Here is a 19,098-nt window from a genome sequence, read left to right as displayed (position 1 = left end):
GCATCACGTTCCCCCCGTCTGGGTCGGCTCGGGAATCAGCTCGATGGCATGGCATGGACAGGTTTCGACGCAGACCGCGCAGCCGGTGCAGCGGTCATAGAGGAAGCGGTAACGCCGGCCGGGCCCGAGTTTTTCGATCGCCTGCTCCGGGCAGGCGGCGTAGCACTGGTCACACTCGAAACAGTTGCCGCAAGACAGGCAGCGCTGGGCTTCGTAAATCGCCTCGGCTTCGCTCAGGCCGGCCTGCACCTCAGTAAAGCCGGTCGCACGGGCCTCCGGCGGCAGTGTTTGCTGCACCGAGCGGTCGGCATCACTGTAGATCGGCAGGTGCAGTTGATCGAAGGAGACGACGGGGTGCTTCTCGGCAGGCTGGTAGGTGGTGCCGCACAGCCAGGCATCGATGTGCCGCGCCGCCTGCCTGCCATGCCCGACCGCCGCCGTTACGGTGCGCTCGCCCGGCACCAGGTCGCCGCCGGCGAAGATCCCGGGCCGACCGGTCATCATGTTCGGGGCGACCATGACCGTGCCGTCGGGCTGGAATTCGATGCCTGGAATCCGGCGCAGGAAACCGCTGTCGGCCTGCTGCCCCAGGGCCAACACCACGGCGTCTGCCTGCAGGGTCTCGAAACGGCCCGTCGGCTGCGGCCGACCGGCCGCATCCAGCGCCATGACCTCGACGGTGAGCGACGGCCCCGCGACCTCCTTGATGCTGGTCAGCCATTGGATCCTGACCCCTTCCTCGAGAGCCTCGTCGGCCTCGAAGGCGTGGGCCGGCATGTGCGCGCGGTCGCGGTGGTAGATGATCAGCGCCTCTTCCGCGCCGAGGCGCCTGGCAGTGCGTGCGGCATCCATGGCCGTATTGCCGCCACCGTAGATCACCACCCGCCGGCCAAGCTGTGGTCGCTCGCCACCGCCGACCTCGTGCAGCAGACTCACCGCGTCGAGCACCCGGGCGGCATCGCGTACCGGGATGTCCGCGTGTTTGGCGACATGCGCCCCGATGGCGACAAATACCGCATCGAAGCCCCCGGTTTCCTGCTCGGCCAGCAGGTCCTCGACCTTGTGATCGAGGACGATCCTGACGCCCATGGCCTCGATCCGCCGCACCTCCTGCAGCAGGTCCGCACGCGGCAGCCGGTAGGCGGGAATGCCGAAATGTAACATGCCACCAGGCAGCGGACCGGCCTCCCGGATCTCAACCGCATGGCCGCGGCGCGCGAGCTGATACGCAGCCGACAGACCGCTTGGGCCGGCGCCGACGATCAGCACCCGCTTGCCGCTCGGCGCGGCATCGACCGGCAACGCCCAGCCTTCCCGCGCGGCCAGGTCACCAAGGAAACGCTCGACCGCGTGGATCGAGATGGCGCTGTCGAGCGCGCGGCGGTTGCAGGCGGTTTCGCAGGGATGATAACAGACCCGTCCATGCACGCCCGGCAGCGGGTTGTCCCGCACCAGCGTCTCCCATGCCTCGCGGTAGCGGCCCGCCTGCGCATGGGCCAGCCAGGCCTGGATGTTCTCCCCTGCCGGACAGGCCTGGTTGCACGGGGGCAGAAGATCCACGTAGACCGGCCGCCGCGTGCGCGTCGGTCCGGTACCCGGCTCCGCTGCCAGGTCGATGATCGGCGTCAGATCGGAGGATCGCGTGGTCATCGCAACAACCTTGCTGTGCATGTTGCGCCCTCCTCAGCTAGTGGAACTGGCTGTCTTGCGGCGCCATCAGGTAAGCCGTAGCCATGAGCAGCAGAAACGCGGTATACAGCCGCTTTTCACTCAGTGCGCAATCATAGAAACGGCGCTCTCCCACTCTGTATCCCCTTGCTCTGCCTGTCTTTTGTTAGCATGCCCAATACTGCCCAGTCAAGTCATATCCAGGCGCAGGCCGCAGCCGCAGACCCGATCAACCGGCTCCTCTGTCAGTGTCAGTGTTCGACTACGGGTTTGTGGCTTCATTCTCGACAGATTTAAACGGCTCACCATCCTCGTTCTGAAGCTGATAATCGTACGCCGCCTGGAGTCCGGTTTCGTCCTCAGCTTCCTCCTCGGGCTCATGCTCAATGTAGCGCGGATAGAGTGGCGACAGCATTGCCACCAGAATGCCAGTCACGGAGAACATGGCGAACGCATCGGGGTAACCGAATTCATTCACCAGCATGCCAACCAGGGGCGAACCGGCCGCCTGCCCGAGCGATACAGCCATAAATGGCAGCACCGGGCCCATAGACAGTCTGCCCGGCAACAGACGGATGCCGGTCATCAGATAGAGCCCCGTCAGACTCATATAAGCCAGGCCGAAGACCAGAGCGGAGAATGCCGCGATCACCAGATTACCAGGGCTGGCGGCGAGCAATGCCAGGCTCGCGGACAGCATCGTCAGCATGAGTGCCTGCGTAATGGGCGGGTTGTTGCGATCAGCCAGGTCGGCCACCACGGCACCTCCGAGACCGGCGATGCCAACGGCCAGCCACAGCCAGCCGGTTGCGCCGGGCGGCAGGGCACCGAGGCTGACGACCAGATCGGGCGCGAAAATCCAGTACGCCGCGGAGACGAAGCCCATCCCGAAGGCAAACAGCGAGAGCCGGAACAGGCGCAACCACTGCAAGGCGCTGATCGGAGGCGGGGGCGCTGCGTTCGAAGGCGTGATACGCGAAACTGAAGGGATGAAAAACCACGTGGCGAACACCCCGATCACCGCCAGGATGGCAAAGGATACATACGCATAACGCCAGGCCCCGGCCAGAAACAGAATTGCCGGCACGGCAATGGCGACGCCAATGCTGGTACCCGCGTTCATGACCGCGCTAACGCGCCCATGCAGGGACCGTTTCACCAGGGCCTGCATGGCGGCCGTGAGGGCCGGCATCATCAGGCCGGTGCAGATGCCACTGGCAAATACACCGATGCCGAGGGACAGAGCACCAGAGGCCTGGCTGATCAGCGCCAGACCGACAGCACCAAAAACGCCGGAAAGCACTGCCGTGTTGCGGGCACCGAGACGATCAGCGGCAAGCGGCGCAACCATCGTGGCGAGCACGAAACTGATCAGCGGCAGTGCGCCGATGAAGCCAATCACGTCCGGCGCCAGTTCGAGTTCAGCGCGGATCGGGGGCACAAACAAGCCGAAAGCAAAGCGTGCGAGCCCGTAACTGATCGCGATCAGTGCCGCTCCCAAGAGTGCAAACACCGTGCTTGAGGGAAACTTCATGCCACCTCCGAAAAACATCCATGCCCTTTAACGCTATTCATTCGTGTCAGCGTAGACCGCAACGAGCCCACCAGCCAAACCTCAGCGATTGGCCGGCCCTGCCCTTTTGCCCGGGCTGTTGTACGAAATCGCCATACAGCAGGTGCACAAAACGCTGATCACCTTGAAAACACTGGCCCTGTCCCCAATTAGAGGGTAGTTTGATGCCTCCGCCCGCGGGCCCGGCATCTTCCCCTATTTCATGCAACCACCATCGGGACAGAGCACTATGGCAACCCTTCACAAACCGCTTCAACCGCGGACCTTCTGGCAGTTGACATCGCTGATGGCACTGGTGTTGTTTCTCAGTGGCTGTGGCATCAATAACATCCCCACTTACGATGAGAAAGTTACCGCCGCCTGGTCCCAGGTGGAAAACCAGTACCAGCGCCGCGCCGACCTGATTCCCAACCTGGTGGAAACCGTCAAGGGCTTCGCGGCCCAGGAGCAGGAAACCCTGACCGCGGTGATTGAGGCGCGCTCCAGGGCTACGTCGATTCAGGTGGACGAGAGCATTCTCAACAATCCCCAGAAGCTGCGGCAGTTCCAGCAGGCCCAGGGTGAACTGAGCAGCGCCCTGAGCCGGCTGATGGCTGTGTCTGAACGTTACCCGGACCTGAAGTCGAATCAGAACTTCCTGGCCTTGCAGTCCCAGCTTGAAGGTACGGAGAATCGTATTGCCGTCGCACGCCGGGATTTCATCCAGGCGGTGGAGCGCTACAACACCGAGCTGCGCACCTTCCCGGGCAAGATCTGGTACAGCATCCTGTATAGCGATCTGGAGCCCCGCGCCAACTTCGAAGCCACCACGGAAAATGCGGATGAAGCGCCCGCGGTGGAATTCTGATGGCTGCCCAGCTCCGAAACAGTATGCTATTGGCGTTACTGCTGTTGCTACCGGCTGCTATCTGGGCCCAGTCAACGCCGGAGTTTCCCGAACTGACCGGCCGGGTGGTAGACCAGGCGGAGATGCTGTCCCCTGAGGTGGAAGCGCGCCTGAGCCAGATGCTTCAGGCCCACGAGCAGGCCAGCACCGAACAGGTTGTGGTGGTCACCTTGCCGGACCTGCAGGGTTTTCCGATTGAGGATTTCGGCTATCAGTTGGGCAGGCAGTGGGGAATCGGTCAGGAAGGCAAGGATAACGGCGCCCTGCTGATCGTGGCGAAGGAAGAGCGCAAAATCCGCATTGAGGTGGGCTATGGCCTCGAAGGCCGGCTCACCGATGCCGACTCCTCTGTCATCATCAATCGCATTATTACCCCGGCGTTCCGTCAGGGGGATTTCCAGGCCGGTATCGTCAACGGTGCCGCCGCCATGATCCAGGTCCTCGGCGGCGAGCCCATGGCGATTCCCCAGGGCCAGCAGTCCCTTGCAGTCCAGGAAAAGCCCAGGGCCGGCCTGGTGGCGCTGTTCTTCATCATCATGATGGCGGTGGTGTTCTTTATTGGCAGTCGCGGCGGCCGTGGCGGGCGCGGTGGCGCTGCCCTGTTAGGCGCGGCTTTGCTGGGCGGCGCCATGGGTGGCCGTGGCGGCCATGGCGGCGGCTTCGGCGGTGGCGGTTTTGGCGGCGGTGGCGGCGGCTTCGGCGGTGGCGGTGCCTCTGGTGGCTGGTAGCTCCGCACTGATAGCCGAGCGTGCTGAATCCCCTCACCTGAAATTGAGAATCAGAGAATCATGACATTATTAAACAAAAGCGATCAGGAAGCCGTTACTGCCGCCATCAACGAGGTGGAGCGGGAAACCGATGCCGAACTGGTCACCGTGCTGACGGCCCAGTCCGATAACTACAGCTATATTCCCCTGCTCTGGGCCGGCATCCTGGCGTTGCTGGTGCCGGGTATTGGCAATTACTTCGGCGGCTGGTTCGGCGCCGATATGCTGATGCTGGTGCAGTGGGGTACGTTCATCCTGCTCAGCCTGCTGTTCCGGATGCCCGGTATCAACACCCGTCTGATTCCCCGGCAGGTGCGTTACTGGCGGGCCTCCAACCTGGCGCGGCGGCAGTTCCTGGAGCAGAGCCTGCACCATACCGAAGGCGCCACCGGCATGCTGATCTTCGTCTCGGAGGCGGAACGCTATGTGGAGATCCTGGTGGATCAGGGCATTGCCGACGTTCTGGACAACTCGGTATGGCAAGACATCGTGGCGGACTTCACCGCCAGGGTGCGCCAGGGCCAGACCCGGCAGGGATTCCTTGACTGCATTGCTGCCTGTGGCAAGCTCCTGAAAGAGCACCTGCCCGCCACCCATGAGCGCAACGAACTTCCCAATCACCTGGTCATCCTGCCCTAACGACAACGGCGGTCACCCTACGCCACTCCGGGCTGCGGGGAGTGGTGTGCCAGGCTTCTACCTCACGGCGCCAGTTTTCGCTTCAACGCCCTGGAAACCGACAACGGCAGGCTCGGCAACGAGCGCAGCATCCACGGCAGTATCCTGCGTTTCACGCCGCTCAGTGACTCCGGAATCATGGCTTCGATCAGATGCGGCCCCGGCATGCTCCGGGCGTATTCCAGGGCTTTTGCCATGTCTTCCGCCGTATCCACCCGCACCGCATGCACGCCCATGCCCTGCGCCATTTGGGCAAAGTTGAGTACGGGGCCTCGCAGGTCCAGCTGGGATTTAGCCTTGATGCCGACGTCTTCTGCCCCTACCCGCTCCAGTTCAATGTTCAGCACCGAGTAAGACGCATTGTTGAAGATGATGGTGGTTACGTTGAGCTGCTCACGGGCCATGGTCCACAGGGCCTGGATGGTGTACATGGCGGTACCGTCACCGATCAGGGCCAGTACCGGCCTGTCCGGGCAGGCCACAGAAGCCCCCACGGCATTGGGCAGGCCCTGACCAATGGCGCCACCGGTCAAGGTGATCATGTCATGACGGGGTGCACCTGCAGTCATCACCGAGAGCATCAGGCTGGAGGTGATGCCCTCATCCACGATGATGGCGTCCTCCGGCATTAGGTGGCCAACGGCTTTGCAGACTTTCTCAGCGGTCAGTTTGCCTCGTGGCCGTCCCGGTCGTTTCGCAGGTTGTAGCTTGGGTTCGGCCTGGCTGACACCGACGGCATCGTTGAGCTTGTTCAGGCTGGCCAGGATGTCCTGGTTGGGCGCTGCCAGAGTGTGCACCTGGCAGGTATCGGGCACCAGGTAACTTTGTTTGCCGGGGTAGGCGAAGAAGGAGACGGGCGCCTTGGCATCCACCAGGATGAGGTGTTCAATATCCGTCAGTTGCACCGTAGCCAGCTCAGCCAGGTAAGCAAGGCGCTCAATGTAGGGCAGGCCGGCACCCCGTTCCATCCGGGTAGGGAAGGTTTCGGCCAGCAGGGTAACGCCATTGTGTGCGGCCAACTTTGCTGCCGCCAGCATGCCTGGTTCCCGCAAGGCATGGCCGCCCATCAGCAGGGCCGTTTTCCTGCCGGAGCGGATGGCCGAGGCAATGACCTCTACCGTGGCATCGTCTGCCGGCTCCGGTGTGGGCGGCACCAGGGGTGCGCTGGGCACACCGCCCTCGCCCCAGGAAACATCGGCCGGCAATATCAGGGTGGCCACCTGCCCGGGCGCGGTGCGTGCGGCGGCAATGGCCGCGGCGGCGTCCTGGCAGAGGGTTTCCGTGCTCTTGGCGGTGCGCACAAAGCCGGGGGAGACGTTGCGGGCAACGGTCTCGATATCGGACTGCAGTTGGGCGTCGTATTTCACGTGGTAGGTGGCGTGGTCGCCAACAATGTTGACCACCGGCACCTTGCCCTTGCGGGCGTTGTGGAGATTGGCCAGCCCGTTGCCAAGCCCACAACCCAAGTGCAGCAGTGTGGCGGCGGGCTTGTCCGCCATGCGGGCGTATCCGTCTGCCGCGCCGGTGGCGACGCCTTCAAACAGGGCGAGTACGGCACGCATCTTGGGCTCATCGTCCAGAGCCGCCACAAAATGCATTTCACTGGTGCCGGGGTTGCTGAAGCAGACTTCCACACCGGCATCCACCAGGGTTCTCATCAGGGCTTGTGCGCCGTTTGTCATTGTTATTCTCCAACCTTTAGGAATTCAATTATTAAGGGTCTGGCCGATTGTGCCATTGGGGTCAGCTTCGGGTTCAGGGGCTTGAGCCTCCGGTCACAATGGAACGCACCGCTGCCCGGGCCGTCATGATGCAGCCGGGCAGAAAAGTGCCTTCCAGCGAGCGTTTACCATTGGCGCCACCGCCGCCAAAGCCTGCCGCTTCTCCTACACAGTACAGGCCCTCGACGGGCGCTCCCTGAGCATTGAGGACGCGGCTTTGCAGATCGGTCTGAAGCCCGCCCAGGCTCTTGCGGGTGATCAGTTGCATGCGGATAGCAATGTAGGGCCCGGCACCGGGCTTTTGCAACGGGGCCGGTTTACAGGTGCGCAGGCGGTCCGGCTTCCATTCCCGGGCGTGCTGGATCATCCGGATCTGTGGGTCGTTATGGAGACTGGTGCCAGCGGTGAAGTTGGCATCGAAGGCATCCGCGGCGGCCTGGAGCGTGGCCGGATTGATGTCATGGGAACAGGTCAGCGCGTTCATCTTGCCGGCCAGGTCGGACAGGTTATCCGCCACCAGGAAATCACGGCTTTCACGCTGCATCTGGCGCACCAGTGCGTGGTTGCCCAGCAGCAGTTCTTTCACGAACAAGGGGAATTGCTTGTCCCGTATCCGGGCATTGTGCTCGGCGCCGGAGATGGCGAATTCCCTGGCGGCAATGCGCCAGTTGAGCAGGTGCCAGGTCCAGGGTTTTTCCTGTTCCGCCACTCGCTGACATAACCAGTGGGTATCAAATCCGGTCACCAGGGGTTCCGGGCCGATCCGCTCACCCCGATGGTTCAGCCACAGGGCGGATTTGCAGGGGATGGTGGAAAGCCCATGGCCGGGAAAGTGGGGGTAAGGATGCGCAAAGCCCGCCGCGTAATTCCACATCTCCCCGGCGTGGGTAATCCTGCCGCCGAGGGTGTCGGCCACCCAGTGGTGCATGCGGCCATCCGCATAGGGGTGGGCACCGTTCAGCATGCCGGTAGGTTGGGGACGATTCTTGGGCCAGTTGGCGCGGCATTCCCTGTGGCTGCCGTTGATGCCGCCGGTGGCCAGTACCACAGCGGATGCGGCCAGGCGGACTTCCTCACCGGTGGCCTCGTTGATGGCCTGGGCGCCGCTCACTCTGCCGGCCTCAAGCTCCAGTTCGGTGATGCGATGCTGGTGCAACAGGGTGAGTTTGCCGCCAGTGTTTTCCCGGTGCAGGGCCGCCAGCAGGCAGCGGACCAATTCCCGGGCAGTGCCCCAGATCACATGGTAACGGGGCAAACGGTTGCCATCACCGAAGCGACCACGCTCCACCCAGTTCACGGCCGGCAGGAATTTGATGCCTTCATTGCCCAGCCAGTCATAAACCTCTGAGCGGGAATGCTCCACGTAGTAGCGTGCCCATTGCAGGGGCCATTCATCATCCGGCGCCAGCTCACCAAAGCTGAGCCAGTCACCCAGGGCAATCTCCGGCGTATCTGCAATCTTCATGCGTTTCTGCAGGGGCGTGCCCACCAGCATCATGCCACCAAAGGCCCACAGTGCCAGGCCACCCATTCGTTCGGCCGTATCCCGGTCCGCCAGGGTCACTGATTTCCCGGCTCGCAGAGCTTCGAGGGCCGTGACAAGTCCGGCCAGCCCTCCGCCGACCACCAGAATGTCTGAGGAAATTACCTTGGCCATAGTGCGCATCCGACTCGGTAGCAATGAGTTGTCAGCTTTAAAGATATACCGGTACCATGGCTTTAAAATTGACATTAGAGGCCAGAAAAATTGACTTTAGAGGCCACAGTTTCCATTGGCTGGGTGAATACCGTTATCGCGGCGGCGCAAAGGCTGTCTGTGGATGAAGGTACGTTGCTGACAACCGCCGGTATTCCGGAGGCGGCCGGTACCCGGGAACGCTGGCCCATTGATGACATCACCCGGCTCTGGCACGCGGCGGAGCGTTGCACCGGCGATCCCGGTTTTGGTTTGAAAGCCGGGGCGGAGTTCACCCCGATGAGCATCAGTGGTGTGGGCTTTGCACTCCAGTCTGCCGCTACTCTGCGCGAAGCCATTGTGATGGGGCAGCGCTTCCAGCGGCTGATCTCCGACGGCGGGCGTTTCCAGATCCTGGCAGGCCATTCCGCCACCTGGCTGGTTTACCATCCCCGGCAGGGGAAGCTGGCTTTCAGTCCGCATCAGATTGAAGCGGTGCTGGCCGCGGTGGTCGGCTTCGCCAGCTGGGTAACCGGTACCCGCATGCAGCCTTCACGGGTCCAGTTCAGCCAGCCCCGGCTCGGGCCCCTGGCGGGATACCAGGCCGCGTTTAACTGCCCGGTGGAATTCGAGCAGGCGTTCAGCGGTGTGCTGGTCGACAATGCCGTTCTGGACCAGCCCCTGCCCCAGGCCGATCCGGAACTCGCGCAGGTGCACGAACGCTACACCACCGCCCGACTTACCGCGCTTTCCATTAACAGCGCTTCTGTGCCGGAGATACGGAGATGGCTGATGGCCCGTCTGGGCCCGAGCCTTCCTCGTCGGGCCGAAGCAGCCGAGGCGTTAGGTATCAGCGAACGGACTCTGGCGCGGCGGCTGCAGGAACAGGAGCAGACGTTCGATGCCCTGCTGGACGAAGTGCGCCGTGAAAAGGCACTGCAGGCCGTGGCAGATCCCAGCGCCTCTCTACCCAAAGTTGCCGAAGCCCTGGGCTTTGCCGAAGTCAGTACCTTTTACCGCGCCTTCAAGCGCTGGACCGGACTGCCCCCGGTGCGCTGGCGCAAAGCCATGCTTCGGTGACAATCCGCGTATTTTGCCGATATGGGCGGCAACTGAAGCGACGGGTAGCGGCTAATGCGCCGTTACCAGGGCAGCTCTTCACCATTGCTGTGCCAGAAGGAGCCGGTGTTCTCCAGGCTCAGGCCTTCAATCCTGGCTGCCAGACCCTTGGCTGATTCCTCGGGTGTGATCAGCCCGCCGGAAGGGATCTGCGAGACCAAGGCCTCGGCCACCCGCAACGGCGCATAGGCGTTGATTTCCATCTGGGTCCGGATGGAATCGAAGTCGATGCTGCCCAGCTTCTCATCCTGTAGCAGGCCGGCGTTGTTGATCAGCAGATCAATGGTTTGCCCGGCCAGCTCGTTCTTCAGTTTCGAGATACCGCTGTCAGTGGTGACATCGATGTTGTCGATGACTTTCGCCGCGACGCCAGAAAGCTCGTCTGACGTTTGCCTGCAAACGCCAATAACATTCCAGCCCTCGCGCGCATAATGGCGCGCCAGCTCAAGGCCAATGCCACGATTGGCCCCTGTAATGACCGCGGCTTTGTTATCTGTCATAAAAATCCTCCTCATCACGAGATAGCAATCTAGCCCATTATTGATTACACGCTTGGGGCGTTGAAACTATGCTATTTTGAAGGGCAAGGCTGAGCCCGCAGTAAGCATGAAGTGGGCCCGCACTCCCCGCAATAAATTTCCAGGATGGTAAATTAAAGAGGCTCAATGCTCTGCTTCAGCTACGGCTCCAACATGTCAAAACGGAGACTCCGGGCCCGGATTCCGTCGGCCCGGTTTGTAGCTGTAGCAGAGTTACCGGCCCACCGGCTTTGCTTCCATAAATCGGCCGGGGATGGCTCTGCCAAATGCGATGCAGAGGAAACCGGCAATCCGGACGATCGGGTGATCGGTGTGGTTTACGAGATTGCCGATGCAGAAAAGCCTGACCTTGATCGACATGAGGCTTTGGGGTTTGGCTACGATGAAAAGCAGGTGGAACTATTTACCGGGAGCGGAAGACTCCACGCCTGGATGTATTACGCCACGCGCATCAATAAGGCATTAAAGCCCTTCCACTGGTACAAAGACCACGTCCTCACCGGCGCCAGGGAAAACGAACTGCCGGCTGAGTACATCTCGCAGATCGAAGCCGTCGATTCCATTGACGACCCAAAACCCGAACGGCATGGGCGCGAGCTGTCGATTTACAGCAACGTATGAGTTGCTATTCACCACACTTCCGGTTTGCTATCGACAATTAGCAACTTTTGTGTTGCCAACATAGGAAAAAGAAGCGAATATGTTGCTATCACTCAAAAAGGCAACTGATACGTTTCCGTATGACTTCACTACTGGACCAAATCAAGCAACGTCGATTGAACCTGGGACTTAAACAGCACGACATGATGATGCGTGTCGGTATGTCGCGCCAGCAATACCAGCGTCTGGAGTCCAAGGGTAACCCAAGGCTCGATACGCTTGAGTTGATTGCCATGGGCCTAAAAAGCGAACTCATGTTGGTTCCCCAGGAAAAGCTGGAGGCAGTCAGGGCCGTCCTCGAGGATAAGAGCATCGACCACTCTCCTCACAACAGCCGCTCATCTGAAACAGAACGCTCCCTCTCAGACGATCCCTGGCGAGGCTTGCTGGAGGACGATCAATGAGCAATGCAGCAGACGGCGACGTGAAGGTGCTCGAGCTGACTCTTCACGGACGACTGGTGGGCTATCTGGCTGGTTTCAGCACTGGCCGTAACGTCCTGAGTTTTGCGGAGGAATTCAAAAAAGACAGGGATCGCCCCACCTTCAGCCTGATCACCCATCCCCGCTTCCCGAATTCCGAAAAGCTGCTCGCAGAGCCATGGGCCCGTAACCAAAGGCTTCATACCTCGCAGTCCAACCTCCTTCCGGAAGGATCGCTCAGGGAACTGATTGCGCAAAGCCTGAAGGTTCATGTTGATAACGAGTTTTACCTTTTTTCCTATCTCGGGGAGGATCTGCCAGGTGCGTTGATCGCCACTCCCATGGACCCGGAGGACATTCCAGACAGCGTTTTATCGACCCACGGAAAAGCGAAGGCCGTGAAGTTCGAAAAACCCAGATTCGAAAACAGGTTCTCGCTGGCGGGCGTCCAGATGAAATTTTCCATGAAGGAAAAGGAAGGTCGCTACAAACTGACAAAGAGTAACGAACTGGGCGACTGGATTATCAAAACACCTTCGACCAAGCACAGCCACGTTCCCCTTAACGAATACACGGCAATGAGCCTGGCATCCCTGGCCGGAATCGATATACCGGACATAAAGCTGGTGGATCTTGATAAACTCGACAACCTTCCGCCCATTAATCTGCCGGAGGAAAAGCAGGCATTTGCGATCAGGCGGTTTGACCGGGATGGAAACAGGCGCGTGCATATGGAGGACTTCGCCCAGATCCTCGTGAAGTACCCCCACGAAAAATACAACTCGGCGAACTATGAGCAGATCGGTAGGGTGGTTTACGACTACTCCGGCGATGGCCTTGCAGACGCCCAACAATTTGCCCGTAGACTGTTGGTGAATATCCTGCTCGCCAACGGCGATGCCCATCTGAAAAACTGGAGCCTGACCTACCCTGATCAGGTCACGCCCCGACTTTCACCGGCCTATGACATCGTCACAACCCGCGTTTACATCGAGAATGAGAGTGAGTTTGCGCTCAATCTGGGGAAAAACAAACGTTGGTACTCTGCGACCATGGAGCATTTCCGAAACTGGGCAGAAAAATCCGGGATACCCTGGCGGGTTATCAAGCCCCATCTGGACGACACTTTGGAAAAAGCCCGGACCTTGTGGCCGAACGCCCTTCAAGAGTTACCAATGGCGGCTGCTCAAAAAAACATACTGATTGCTCACTGGCAGGCACTGGAGAATGATTTCAGAATAGAAACTCGTTAACGCGCCTTTCGGTGGCAACCCGGGGGCATTCAACCCCCCAACCTGTCCCGCAACGCATAATACCAGGCCCCATTGCCGTCAGCTTACCAGGGCAGCTCTTCACCGTTGCTGTGCCAGAAGGACCCGGTATTCTCCAGGCTAAGCCCCTCGATTCTGCAAGTTCAAGGCCGATGCCACGGTTGGCACCGGTAATTACAGCGGTCTTTTTATCCGTCATACTCAGCTCCTGATCTTTCTGAAACGCCTGTACACTTTGCCCTTAATTGGCTCGGGACACCAAACCATGCACCTTCCCTTCTGGCTGACCACCGCCCTGCTTTTCCCGGTGTTGCTCTACCAGGGCAAACAGGCGCGGCGCAACACACCGCGGCTCCCGGAAGCCGGGGGCTCGCCTTCAGGCCAATACGGTAAAGGCACACCCGGTAAGCGGATCCTGGTCATTGGCGAATCCACGGCCGCCGGTGTCGGGGTTGAAACCCACGACGAGGGTCTGGCCAGTCAGTTGGCACACAGACTCCACGAACGTTCCGGCGAGACAATCGCCTGGCACACTTTCGGCATCAACGGTATTCGTCTTAGCGCGCTGATTCACGCGGTTGAGGATGCAGACGCTGAACTGCCAGAAGCCGATGTGGTGCTGCTGAGCATGGGCGTGAACGACACAACCGGCTTTACGCCCCGTTACCGGTTCCGCAACCAATTGCGGGCACTTCGCAAGTTACTGGCTTCACGCTACCCCGGGCCGCTGCAGTTGCTCAGTGTTCCGCCAATGCACCTGTTCACGGCGCTGCCTGCGCCGCTGCGCTATGTGATAGGCTGGCGCGCGAGGCAACTGGACAGCCTGTACCGCCAGCTTGCCCGGCAATATCCGGAAGACTTTGTTTACCGAAGCTACCCCACGATTTCAGACCCGGAACTGCTTGCCCGAGACGGTTATCACCCGGGGCCCAGGGGCTACCAGTTCATTGCCGAGGCTCTGGCTGCCCAGGCATCTGAAGCTGATCCCGCCCCGAGGCTTTAGCCCGGTAAAGTGCATTGTCGGCGGCATCGATGAGCTCATCCGGGCTGAATCCATGCTCCGGGGCGGTTGCGAGGCCTGAGGAAAAGCGAATAGCCAGTTCCTGGCCACCCGCTTTAAATTTCATGGGGCTGTATTGTCGGCGCCAATCGGTCATTCGGCGGTACGAATCGTTCAGGGAAATCCCGGGCATCATCACGAGAAACTCCTCGCCGCCCCAGCGGCAGACCACATCCCCCTTGCGCATTCCATAACAGAGCTGCCTGCTGAACTGGATCAGCACCTGATCCCCGATAGAATGGCCGTAGTCATCGTTCAAACACTTGAAGTGGTCGATGTCTACCATCATCAGGGTAACGGGATAACCCCCGCGCTCCGCCCGATTCATTTCCCGGGCCAGACTCTCAAGAAAATAGCGCCGGTTAAACAGATTGGTGAGAGGGTCGCGGATCGCTTCCTCACGCAGCTTTTGTTGCAGCCGCCTGTTTTCGGCCAACTGCTGCTCCAGCCTTTCGTTGGCCTTCTGCAAGGCTATTTCTGCGTTCCGGCGCGCGGTGATGTCACGGGAAATGCCACAAATGTATGCCGTTTCTCCATCCCGCCCGGTAAGGGGTGAAATACTGGTCTCAAAGATGGTCAGCGGCGCGGAATCGAAACCTTCCGTGGTTTCCTCATAGCGAATCATATGGCCGGCGATCCGTGCGCGGGCGTAATTATCAGCGATCCGCTGGTACAGGTCCCGGTCCGGCACGATTTCGTCGAGGAACCGCCCACAGAGCATGGCGTCTGCCTGGTTCATGAACCGGTCCATTGCCTTATTGCAATAGATCAGCCGATACCGACCCGCCTCTGCGCGCAGGCTAAACACATGATCGGCCATGGTATCCAACATGCCCGTAAGCAGGTGGATGTCGGCCGGTTCAACTTCGTTTAGCGGGAACGTCACGGCAAGATGGTCCTGATTCCTGAAGAAAGATCTCCCGCTGACTATAGTCTAATCCGGTGCCATGACAACCGATACCGGGCATCAATGTCGGCCGGTGCCGTGATAAAAGCCAGACATTATTTACTGGCCACGCAATTCAGACTGGTACATAGCAGCAGGCTGGCGAGGGCGTCAAAGCGTTCAGCCTGACCCTGAATCGCCAGCGCGAGGGCCTTGCCCGCGCCACATGGGTGAAGGTGACGCCGTAGCCAGAGCAGCCCTGGGAATAGCAGTAAGGCGGCGGCCGAAAACAGCCGCCGACGCACGTCTATGCCAGGACCAGACGTTCGGGAAGACACGTTCTTCTACCTATATCTGAAGCCGCGATCACCCGGGGAAGTGCTGCTATGATTGGCCAACTCCCCTGCCTGTGAGACGGCCATGAATCATCCCAAAACTACCACCACACCCACCGACCAGGCCGGATGGCAGGCCCTGGCAGATCAACTCACAATTGAAAGCCGAGCCTATGTAAACGGCTCTTACCGGTGGGCAAGCGATGGCGAAACCTTTGCCTGCATCAGTCCGGTAGACGGGCGCGAGCTGACCCAAATCGCCAGTTGCGGCCAGGCCGATGCCGGGCTTGCCGTTGCTGGCGCCAGAGAGGCCTTCGAAAGCGGCGTCTGGAGCCGCCTGGCACCCACCAGGCGCAAGGCCACTCTGCTTCGGTTTGCGGACCTGATCGACGCACACGCGGATGAACTGGCCCTGCTGGAAACACTGGACATGGGCAAGCCCATCGGCCACGCCCGAACCGTGGATGTGCCGGCTACCGTGCGCGCGATCCGCTGGACCGCCGAGGCTATCGACAAGGTCTATGGCGAACTGGCAGCCACGCCCCACGACCAGATCGGCATGATTTCCCGGGAGCCCATGGGGGTGGTGGCCGCCATCGTGCCCTGGAACTTTCCGATGATCATGGCCTCCTGGAAGATTGCCCCGGCCCTGGCCACCGGTAACTCGGTCATCCTCAAGCCCTCCGAGAAATCCCCGCTCACCGCTATTCGTCTGGCGGCCCTGGCGGAGGAAGCGGGTATTCCCGCCGGCGTGTTCAACGTGCTGCCCGGCTATGGCCACACCGTGGGCAAGGCCCTGGCCCTGCATATGGACGTAGATTGCCTGGTGTTCACCGGCTCCACCAACGTGGCCAAGCAGCTGATGATCCATGCCGGCCAGTCCAACATGAAACGGGTGTGGCTGGAGGCCGGCGGCAAAAGCCCGAACATCGTCTTTGCAGACGCGCCGGACCTGAAGAAAGCCGCCGCCGAAGCCGCCAGCGCCATAGCCTTCAACCAGGGCGAAGTGTGCACCGCCGGCAGCAGGCTGCTGGTTGAAGAAAGCATCCGCGCCGGGTTCATTGGCCTGATCCGGGAGGCCCTGAAAACCTGGCGCCCCGGCCATCCCCTGGATCCGGCGACGACCTGCGGTGCCATCGTTGACCAGGCCCAGTTGGATCGCATCATTGAGTACGTCGGTATCGGCCAGTCCGAAGGGGCAACCCTGGTGGAAGGCGGTAAACAGGTGATGGAAGAGACCGGTGGCCTGTTCGTTCAGCCTGCGGTATTTGATGGGGTGAAAAACGGTATGCGCATCGCCTCGGAGGAAATCTTCGGGCCGGTACTGTCGGTGATCGGGTTCACGACCGCCGAAGAAGCCATCAACATTGCCAACGACTCCATCTACGGCCTGGCCGCAGCGGTGTGGACGTCCAACATCAACACCGCCCACAAGGTCGCCAAGGCGCTTCGGGCCGGCAGCGTCTGGATCAACCATTACGACGGCGGCGACATGACCGCGCCCTTTGGCGGCTTCAAACAGTCCGGCAACGGCCGCGACAAGTCCCTGCACGCCTTCGACAAATACACTGAAATCAAGGCCACCTGGCTGGTGATTGAATAGCGAGCGGTTGCTCAAACCGGTCAACGCGTCGTGGTGAGCCATGAATCAGATCTGCTTGTAAACAACATCGGACAGACGGCTGCGGTTACCATCAGTGTCCAGGGTTCGGATAGCGAAGTACCAGGTTCCCCCGGTAAGTTCGTCTACCAGCAACTCGTCTACAGAGGCATCACCAATCGCCAGACTCTGGTCCAGGTTTTCAGCGCTTGTGCCATAGACCACCTCGAAGCCTGCGATCTCGCCCATGGCAAGGCTCTCGCCGTTCTCGCGGGTCAGGGGCGCAGTCCAGCTCAACAGGGCCGTATTCGCCGGAATGGTTTCCTCGGGCGTGGTCTCAGTAGCCGGAGGCTCGCTGGCTCCGGTGGTGGTTCCGGTATCGGCAACTGTATCACCGGTGCTGCCGTCTACAGTGGTATCCGGTTCGGTCGTTCCGGCGACATGCTCTTCAGTGTTATCCGTTGTGGTTTCCGTACTGGTATCAGCCGCCGTATCCCCGCCGCCTGCAGCCGTCTGGTCCGTACTTGCAGAACTGTCGTTTGTTGTGTCGGTGGTCGTGTCACCACTGTCGGCAACACTGGTGTCGTTGTCTTCGTTAACATCGGCAATCGTTTTGAAGCGCTGCACGTTGCGGTACTCAACAACCACCAGTTTCTGGCTGATGACGCTTGAATCCACCATGGCCTGGAGCTCGGAAGACTGCAGTGCCGCGGCGCTGACAAGGTCCGCCAGCGCCACGTTGGTACCGTCCCCCATCGCGCTGATCTGGCCGGTGGCACTGACCTGTGAGGTCACGTCGCCCAGTACATCAGAAATCGAATTCCACTGGGCGTTGTCGTTCACCAGAGCCAGGAATGCCGCATTGGCAATCGCAACCTGAATGGCGTCGGCGGCTACGCCGGTCATGTCATCCAGGTTGGTCAGGTCCGGCGGGGTCAGGCGCAGAGCGCCGGCCGGAAGGCCGAACCAGTTTTCCACTGTGGTGTAGGCACTGGAGATCGCGGTCGGTGAAAGACCTTCAGCACTGCGCTCCGCCAGGGTAACCGCCAGATGAGTCAGCGGAGTGAGGTTTACCGTTTCCATGCGCAGATCACCCGCGCCCAGTAAGCTGAAGTCGCTGTCCAGCGGCATGGTCTGGCCGAAAGCCACCGGGTCACCGCCAGCCTGATCGCACTGGGGCACAACATCGCAGATCATGCGGGTGCCGCCATCAGCCGTAAGTTCAACCAGGGCCCAGCCTTCGGCCTTGCCCCGGAGCTGCCACTCGTAACTACCATCGTCTGCAGTCAACACCGGCTTGGCCGCCTGGCGCTGTGGCACGTAATAGCCGTCTTTGTCGGAAATCAGGCGATTGGCAACAACCAGCCCCTGCTGGATGACGCCCTTCATCGCTGCGCCGGCAATCTGGACTGTCGGCTCAGCCGTGGCCGAAGACTGTGTCGAGGTGTTGTCTTCGTCACTGGAAATGTCCAGACCGCAGCCCGAAAGCAGAATGACCGCAGGTAACATCAGCAGTCCTTGCTTCGTTAATTTTTTGCCGCAATATGACATTTTTTTGCACCACTTGTTTGACGAATTTGAGCGAATCTTACAGCGGCGGTTTTCGGTTATATGTGGCGCAGTTCCGGATTTTCCGGAGCAGGCCCGTCAGGAAATTGACGCTTACGGAGGGATACACGTTGTGATGGAAGGTTACAGCGCGGAGCCCGGATTGCGGATCATAAGGTATTGTTTTACTGTATTTTTATGCATCACGATTACATTCTGGCTCAGCGCCATGAACGACAGGCGCGGTGCCTGATTACAAATTTAAACGTTGATAAAGCGAGAGCGGTTGCACAGTTTTCCGGAGACCGCTCCCGGATACCGGAGATTAACCTGGCCCCATGCTCTGCTTCAGCTACGGCTCCAACATGTCACAACGACGGCTCCAGGCCCGGGTTCCATCGGCCCGGTTCGTGGCTGTGGCAGGGTTACCCGCCCATCGGCTTCGCTTCCATAAATCTGCCGGGGATGGCTCCGCCAAATGCGACGCGGAAGAAACCGGCAACCCGGACGATCTTGTGATAGGTGTGGTTTACGAGATTGTCGACGCAGAAAAACCTGACCTGGATCGGCATGAGGCGCTGGGGTTTGGTTACGATGAAAATGAAGCCGTGGAGTCCATTGACGACCCCAAACCTGAACGGCATGGGCGCGAGCTGTCCATTTACAGCAATTCTCGAACGGCTCGATGAC

The 19,098-nt window shown here is 60.3% G+C and carries 17 protein-coding genes; 10 read left to right on the top strand and 7 right to left on the bottom strand.

Going from position 1 to position 19,098, the window contains the following annotated elements:
- Window positions 1-3: 3 nt before the first annotated feature.
- Together D0851_RS18400 and D0851_RS18395 are read right to left on the bottom strand one after the other, a co-directional pair.
- Complete coding sequence (locus tag D0851_RS18400; RefSeq protein WP_227539353.1) at window positions 4-1,671, bottom strand: NAD(P)-binding protein; 1,668 nt, start codon at window positions 1,669-1,671, stop codon at window positions 4-6.
- Window positions 1,672-1,930: 259 nt separating this feature from the next.
- Entirely contained in the window at window positions 1,931-3,202 is a 1,272-nt protein-coding gene (locus tag D0851_RS18395; RefSeq protein ID WP_117620469.1) for an MFS transporter, read from the bottom strand.
- 268 nt (window positions 3,203-3,470) lie between these two features.
- On the opposite strand from D0851_RS18395, the gene D0851_RS18390 reads away from it, so the two are divergent.
- Genes D0851_RS18390 through D0851_RS18380 form a run of 3 tightly spaced genes read left to right on the top strand, consistent with a single transcriptional unit; the run spans window position 3,471 to window position 5,533 of the window.
- Window positions 3,471-4,088 carry a LemA family protein gene (locus tag D0851_RS18390; RefSeq protein WP_117619926.1) on the top strand — a complete coding sequence of 206 codons (618 nt, stop codon included), beginning with the start codon at window positions 3,471-3,473 and terminating at the stop codon, window positions 4,086-4,088.
- Complete coding sequence (locus D0851_RS18385) at window positions 4,088-4,855, top strand: TPM domain-containing protein (RefSeq protein WP_117619925.1); 768 nt, start codon at window positions 4,088-4,090, stop codon at window positions 4,853-4,855. Before D0851_RS18390 ends, D0851_RS18385 begins: the two co-directional genes overlap by 1 nt.
- A gap of 60 nt (window positions 4,856-4,915) precedes the next feature.
- Window positions 4,916-5,533: a TPM domain-containing protein gene (locus tag D0851_RS18380; protein ID WP_117619924.1), complete on the top strand. Its 618-nt coding sequence runs from the start codon at window positions 4,916-4,918 to the stop codon at window positions 5,531-5,533.
- 62 nt (window positions 5,534-5,595) lie between these two features.
- Here the strand turns inward: D0851_RS18380 and D0851_RS18375 are convergent, their stop codons facing one another.
- Together D0851_RS18375 and D0851_RS18370 are read right to left on the bottom strand one after the other, a co-directional pair.
- A complete protein-coding gene (locus D0851_RS18375; RefSeq protein ID WP_117619923.1) occupies window positions 5,596-7,254 on the bottom strand; it encodes an acetolactate synthase large subunit in 1,659 nt (552 codons plus the stop codon).
- Between the two features lie 73 nt (window positions 7,255-7,327).
- Window positions 7,328-8,950 carry an FAD-dependent oxidoreductase gene (locus tag D0851_RS18370; RefSeq protein WP_117619922.1) on the bottom strand — a complete coding sequence of 541 codons (1,623 nt, stop codon included), beginning with the start codon at window positions 8,948-8,950 and terminating at the stop codon, window positions 7,328-7,330.
- A 90-nt stretch (window positions 8,951-9,040) separates the two neighbouring features.
- Here D0851_RS18370 and D0851_RS18365 point away from each other — a divergent pair, with 90 nt between their 5' ends.
- Complete coding sequence (locus D0851_RS18365; RefSeq protein WP_117619921.1) at window positions 9,041-10,048, top strand: AraC family transcriptional regulator; 1,008 nt, start codon at window positions 9,041-9,043, stop codon at window positions 10,046-10,048.
- Window positions 10,049-10,110: 62 nt separating this feature from the next.
- Here D0851_RS18365 and D0851_RS18360 read toward each other — a convergent pair whose 3' ends face one another.
- Complete coding sequence (locus tag D0851_RS18360; RefSeq protein WP_117619920.1) at window positions 10,111-10,587, bottom strand: SDR family NAD(P)-dependent oxidoreductase; 477 nt, start codon at window positions 10,585-10,587, stop codon at window positions 10,111-10,113.
- Window positions 10,588-10,752: 165 nt separating this feature from the next.
- Here D0851_RS18360 and D0851_RS18355 point away from each other — a divergent pair, with 165 nt between their 5' ends.
- From D0851_RS18355 to D0851_RS18335, 4 genes are all read left to right on the top strand, one after another.
- Window positions 10,753-11,247: a gamma-glutamylcyclotransferase family protein gene (locus tag D0851_RS18355; RefSeq protein ID WP_117619919.1), complete on the top strand. Its 495-nt coding sequence runs from the start codon at window positions 10,753-10,755 to the stop codon at window positions 11,245-11,247.
- A 119-nt stretch (window positions 11,248-11,366) separates the two neighbouring features.
- Entirely contained in the window at window positions 11,367-11,690 is a 324-nt protein-coding gene (locus D0851_RS18350) for a helix-turn-helix domain-containing protein (RefSeq protein WP_117619918.1), read from the top strand.
- Complete coding sequence (locus D0851_RS18345) at window positions 11,687-12,961, top strand: type II toxin-antitoxin system HipA family toxin (RefSeq protein ID WP_117619917.1); 1,275 nt, start codon at window positions 11,687-11,689, stop codon at window positions 12,959-12,961. Before D0851_RS18350 ends, D0851_RS18345 begins: the two co-directional genes overlap by 4 nt.
- A 283-nt stretch (window positions 12,962-13,244) precedes the next feature.
- Window positions 13,245-13,982, top strand: a complete 738-nt coding sequence (locus D0851_RS18335) for an SGNH/GDSL hydrolase family protein (RefSeq protein ID WP_117619916.1) — start codon at window positions 13,245-13,247, stop codon at window positions 13,980-13,982.
- On the opposite strand, the gene D0851_RS18330 is transcribed toward D0851_RS18335, so the two are convergent.
- Window positions 13,924-14,925, bottom strand: a complete 1,002-nt coding sequence (locus D0851_RS18330) for a sensor domain-containing diguanylate cyclase (RefSeq protein WP_117619915.1) — start codon at window positions 14,923-14,925, stop codon at window positions 13,924-13,926. The genes D0851_RS18335 and D0851_RS18330 overlap by 59 nt on opposite strands.
- Window positions 14,926-15,345: 420 nt before the next feature.
- Here D0851_RS18330 and D0851_RS18325 point away from each other — a divergent pair, with 420 nt between their 5' ends.
- A complete protein-coding gene (locus D0851_RS18325) occupies window positions 15,346-16,863 on the top strand; it encodes an aldehyde dehydrogenase (RefSeq protein WP_117619914.1) in 1,518 nt (505 codons plus the stop codon).
- A gap of 45 nt (window positions 16,864-16,908) precedes the next feature.
- Here the strand turns inward: D0851_RS18325 and D0851_RS18320 are convergent, their stop codons facing one another.
- A complete protein-coding gene (locus D0851_RS18320; protein ID WP_117619913.1) occupies window positions 16,909-18,369 on the bottom strand; it encodes a hypothetical protein in 1,461 nt (486 codons plus the stop codon).
- A 404-nt stretch (window positions 18,370-18,773) separates the two neighbouring features.
- On the opposite strand from D0851_RS18320, the gene D0851_RS18310 reads away from it, so the two are divergent.
- Window positions 18,774-19,097, top strand: coding sequence for a gamma-glutamylcyclotransferase family protein (locus tag D0851_RS18310; protein WP_227539352.1), 324 nt, complete (start codon window positions 18,774-18,776; stop codon window positions 19,095-19,097).
- The last annotated feature ends 1 nt before the right edge of the window (window position 19,098 follow it).

This window comes from Marinobacter sp. Arc7-DN-1, from assembly GCF_003441595.1.
Lineage (GTDB): Bacteria > Pseudomonadota > Gammaproteobacteria > Pseudomonadales > Oleiphilaceae > Marinobacter > Marinobacter metalliresistant.
This window is presented reverse-complemented; position numbering and strand designations above follow the sequence as displayed.

Bases quoted from the DNA above. Each gene is read 5' to 3' on its own strand.
- D0851_RS18345 (WP_117619917.1), top strand. From the start codon at position 11,687: ATGAGCAATGCAGCAGACGGCGACGTGAAGGTGCTCGAGCTGACTCTT.
- D0851_RS18380 (WP_117619924.1), top strand. From the start codon at position 4,916: ATGACATTATTAAACAAAAGCGATCAGGAAGCCGTTACTGCCGCCATC.
- D0851_RS18370 (WP_117619922.1), bottom strand. From the start codon at position 8,950: ATGGCCAAGGTAATTTCCTCAGACATTCTGGTGGTCGGCGGAGGGCTG.
- D0851_RS18355 (WP_117619919.1), top strand. From the start codon at position 10,753: ATGCTCTGCTTCAGCTACGGCTCCAACATGTCAAAACGGAGACTCCGG.
- D0851_RS18325 (WP_117619914.1), top strand. From the start codon at position 15,346: ATGAATCATCCCAAAACTACCACCACACCCACCGACCAGGCCGGATGG.
- D0851_RS18400 (WP_227539353.1), bottom strand. From the start codon at position 1,671: ATGCACAGCAAGGTTGTTGCGATGACCACGCGATCCTCCGATCTGACG.
- D0851_RS18310 (WP_227539352.1), top strand. From the start codon at position 18,774: ATGTCACAACGACGGCTCCAGGCCCGGGTTCCATCGGCCCGGTTCGTG.
- D0851_RS18395 (WP_117620469.1), bottom strand. From the start codon at position 3,202: ATGAAGTTTCCCTCAAGCACGGTGTTTGCACTCTTGGGAGCGGCACTG.
- D0851_RS18360 (WP_117619920.1), bottom strand. From the start codon at position 10,587: ATGACAGATAACAAAGCCGCGGTCATTACAGGGGCCAATCGTGGCATT.
- D0851_RS18335 (WP_117619916.1), top strand. From the start codon at position 13,245: ATGCACCTTCCCTTCTGGCTGACCACCGCCCTGCTTTTCCCGGTGTTG.
- D0851_RS18375 (WP_117619923.1), bottom strand. From the start codon at position 7,254: ATGACAAACGGCGCACAAGCCCTGATGAGAACCCTGGTGGATGCCGGT.
- D0851_RS18320 (WP_117619913.1), bottom strand. From the start codon at position 18,369: ATGTTACCTGCGGTCATTCTGCTTTCGGGCTGCGGTCTGGACATTTCC.
- D0851_RS18390 (WP_117619926.1), top strand. From the start codon at position 3,471: ATGGCAACCCTTCACAAACCGCTTCAACCGCGGACCTTCTGGCAGTTG.
- D0851_RS18385 (WP_117619925.1), top strand. From the start codon at position 4,088: ATGGCTGCCCAGCTCCGAAACAGTATGCTATTGGCGTTACTGCTGTTG.
- D0851_RS18350 (WP_117619918.1), top strand. From the start codon at position 11,367: ATGACTTCACTACTGGACCAAATCAAGCAACGTCGATTGAACCTGGGA.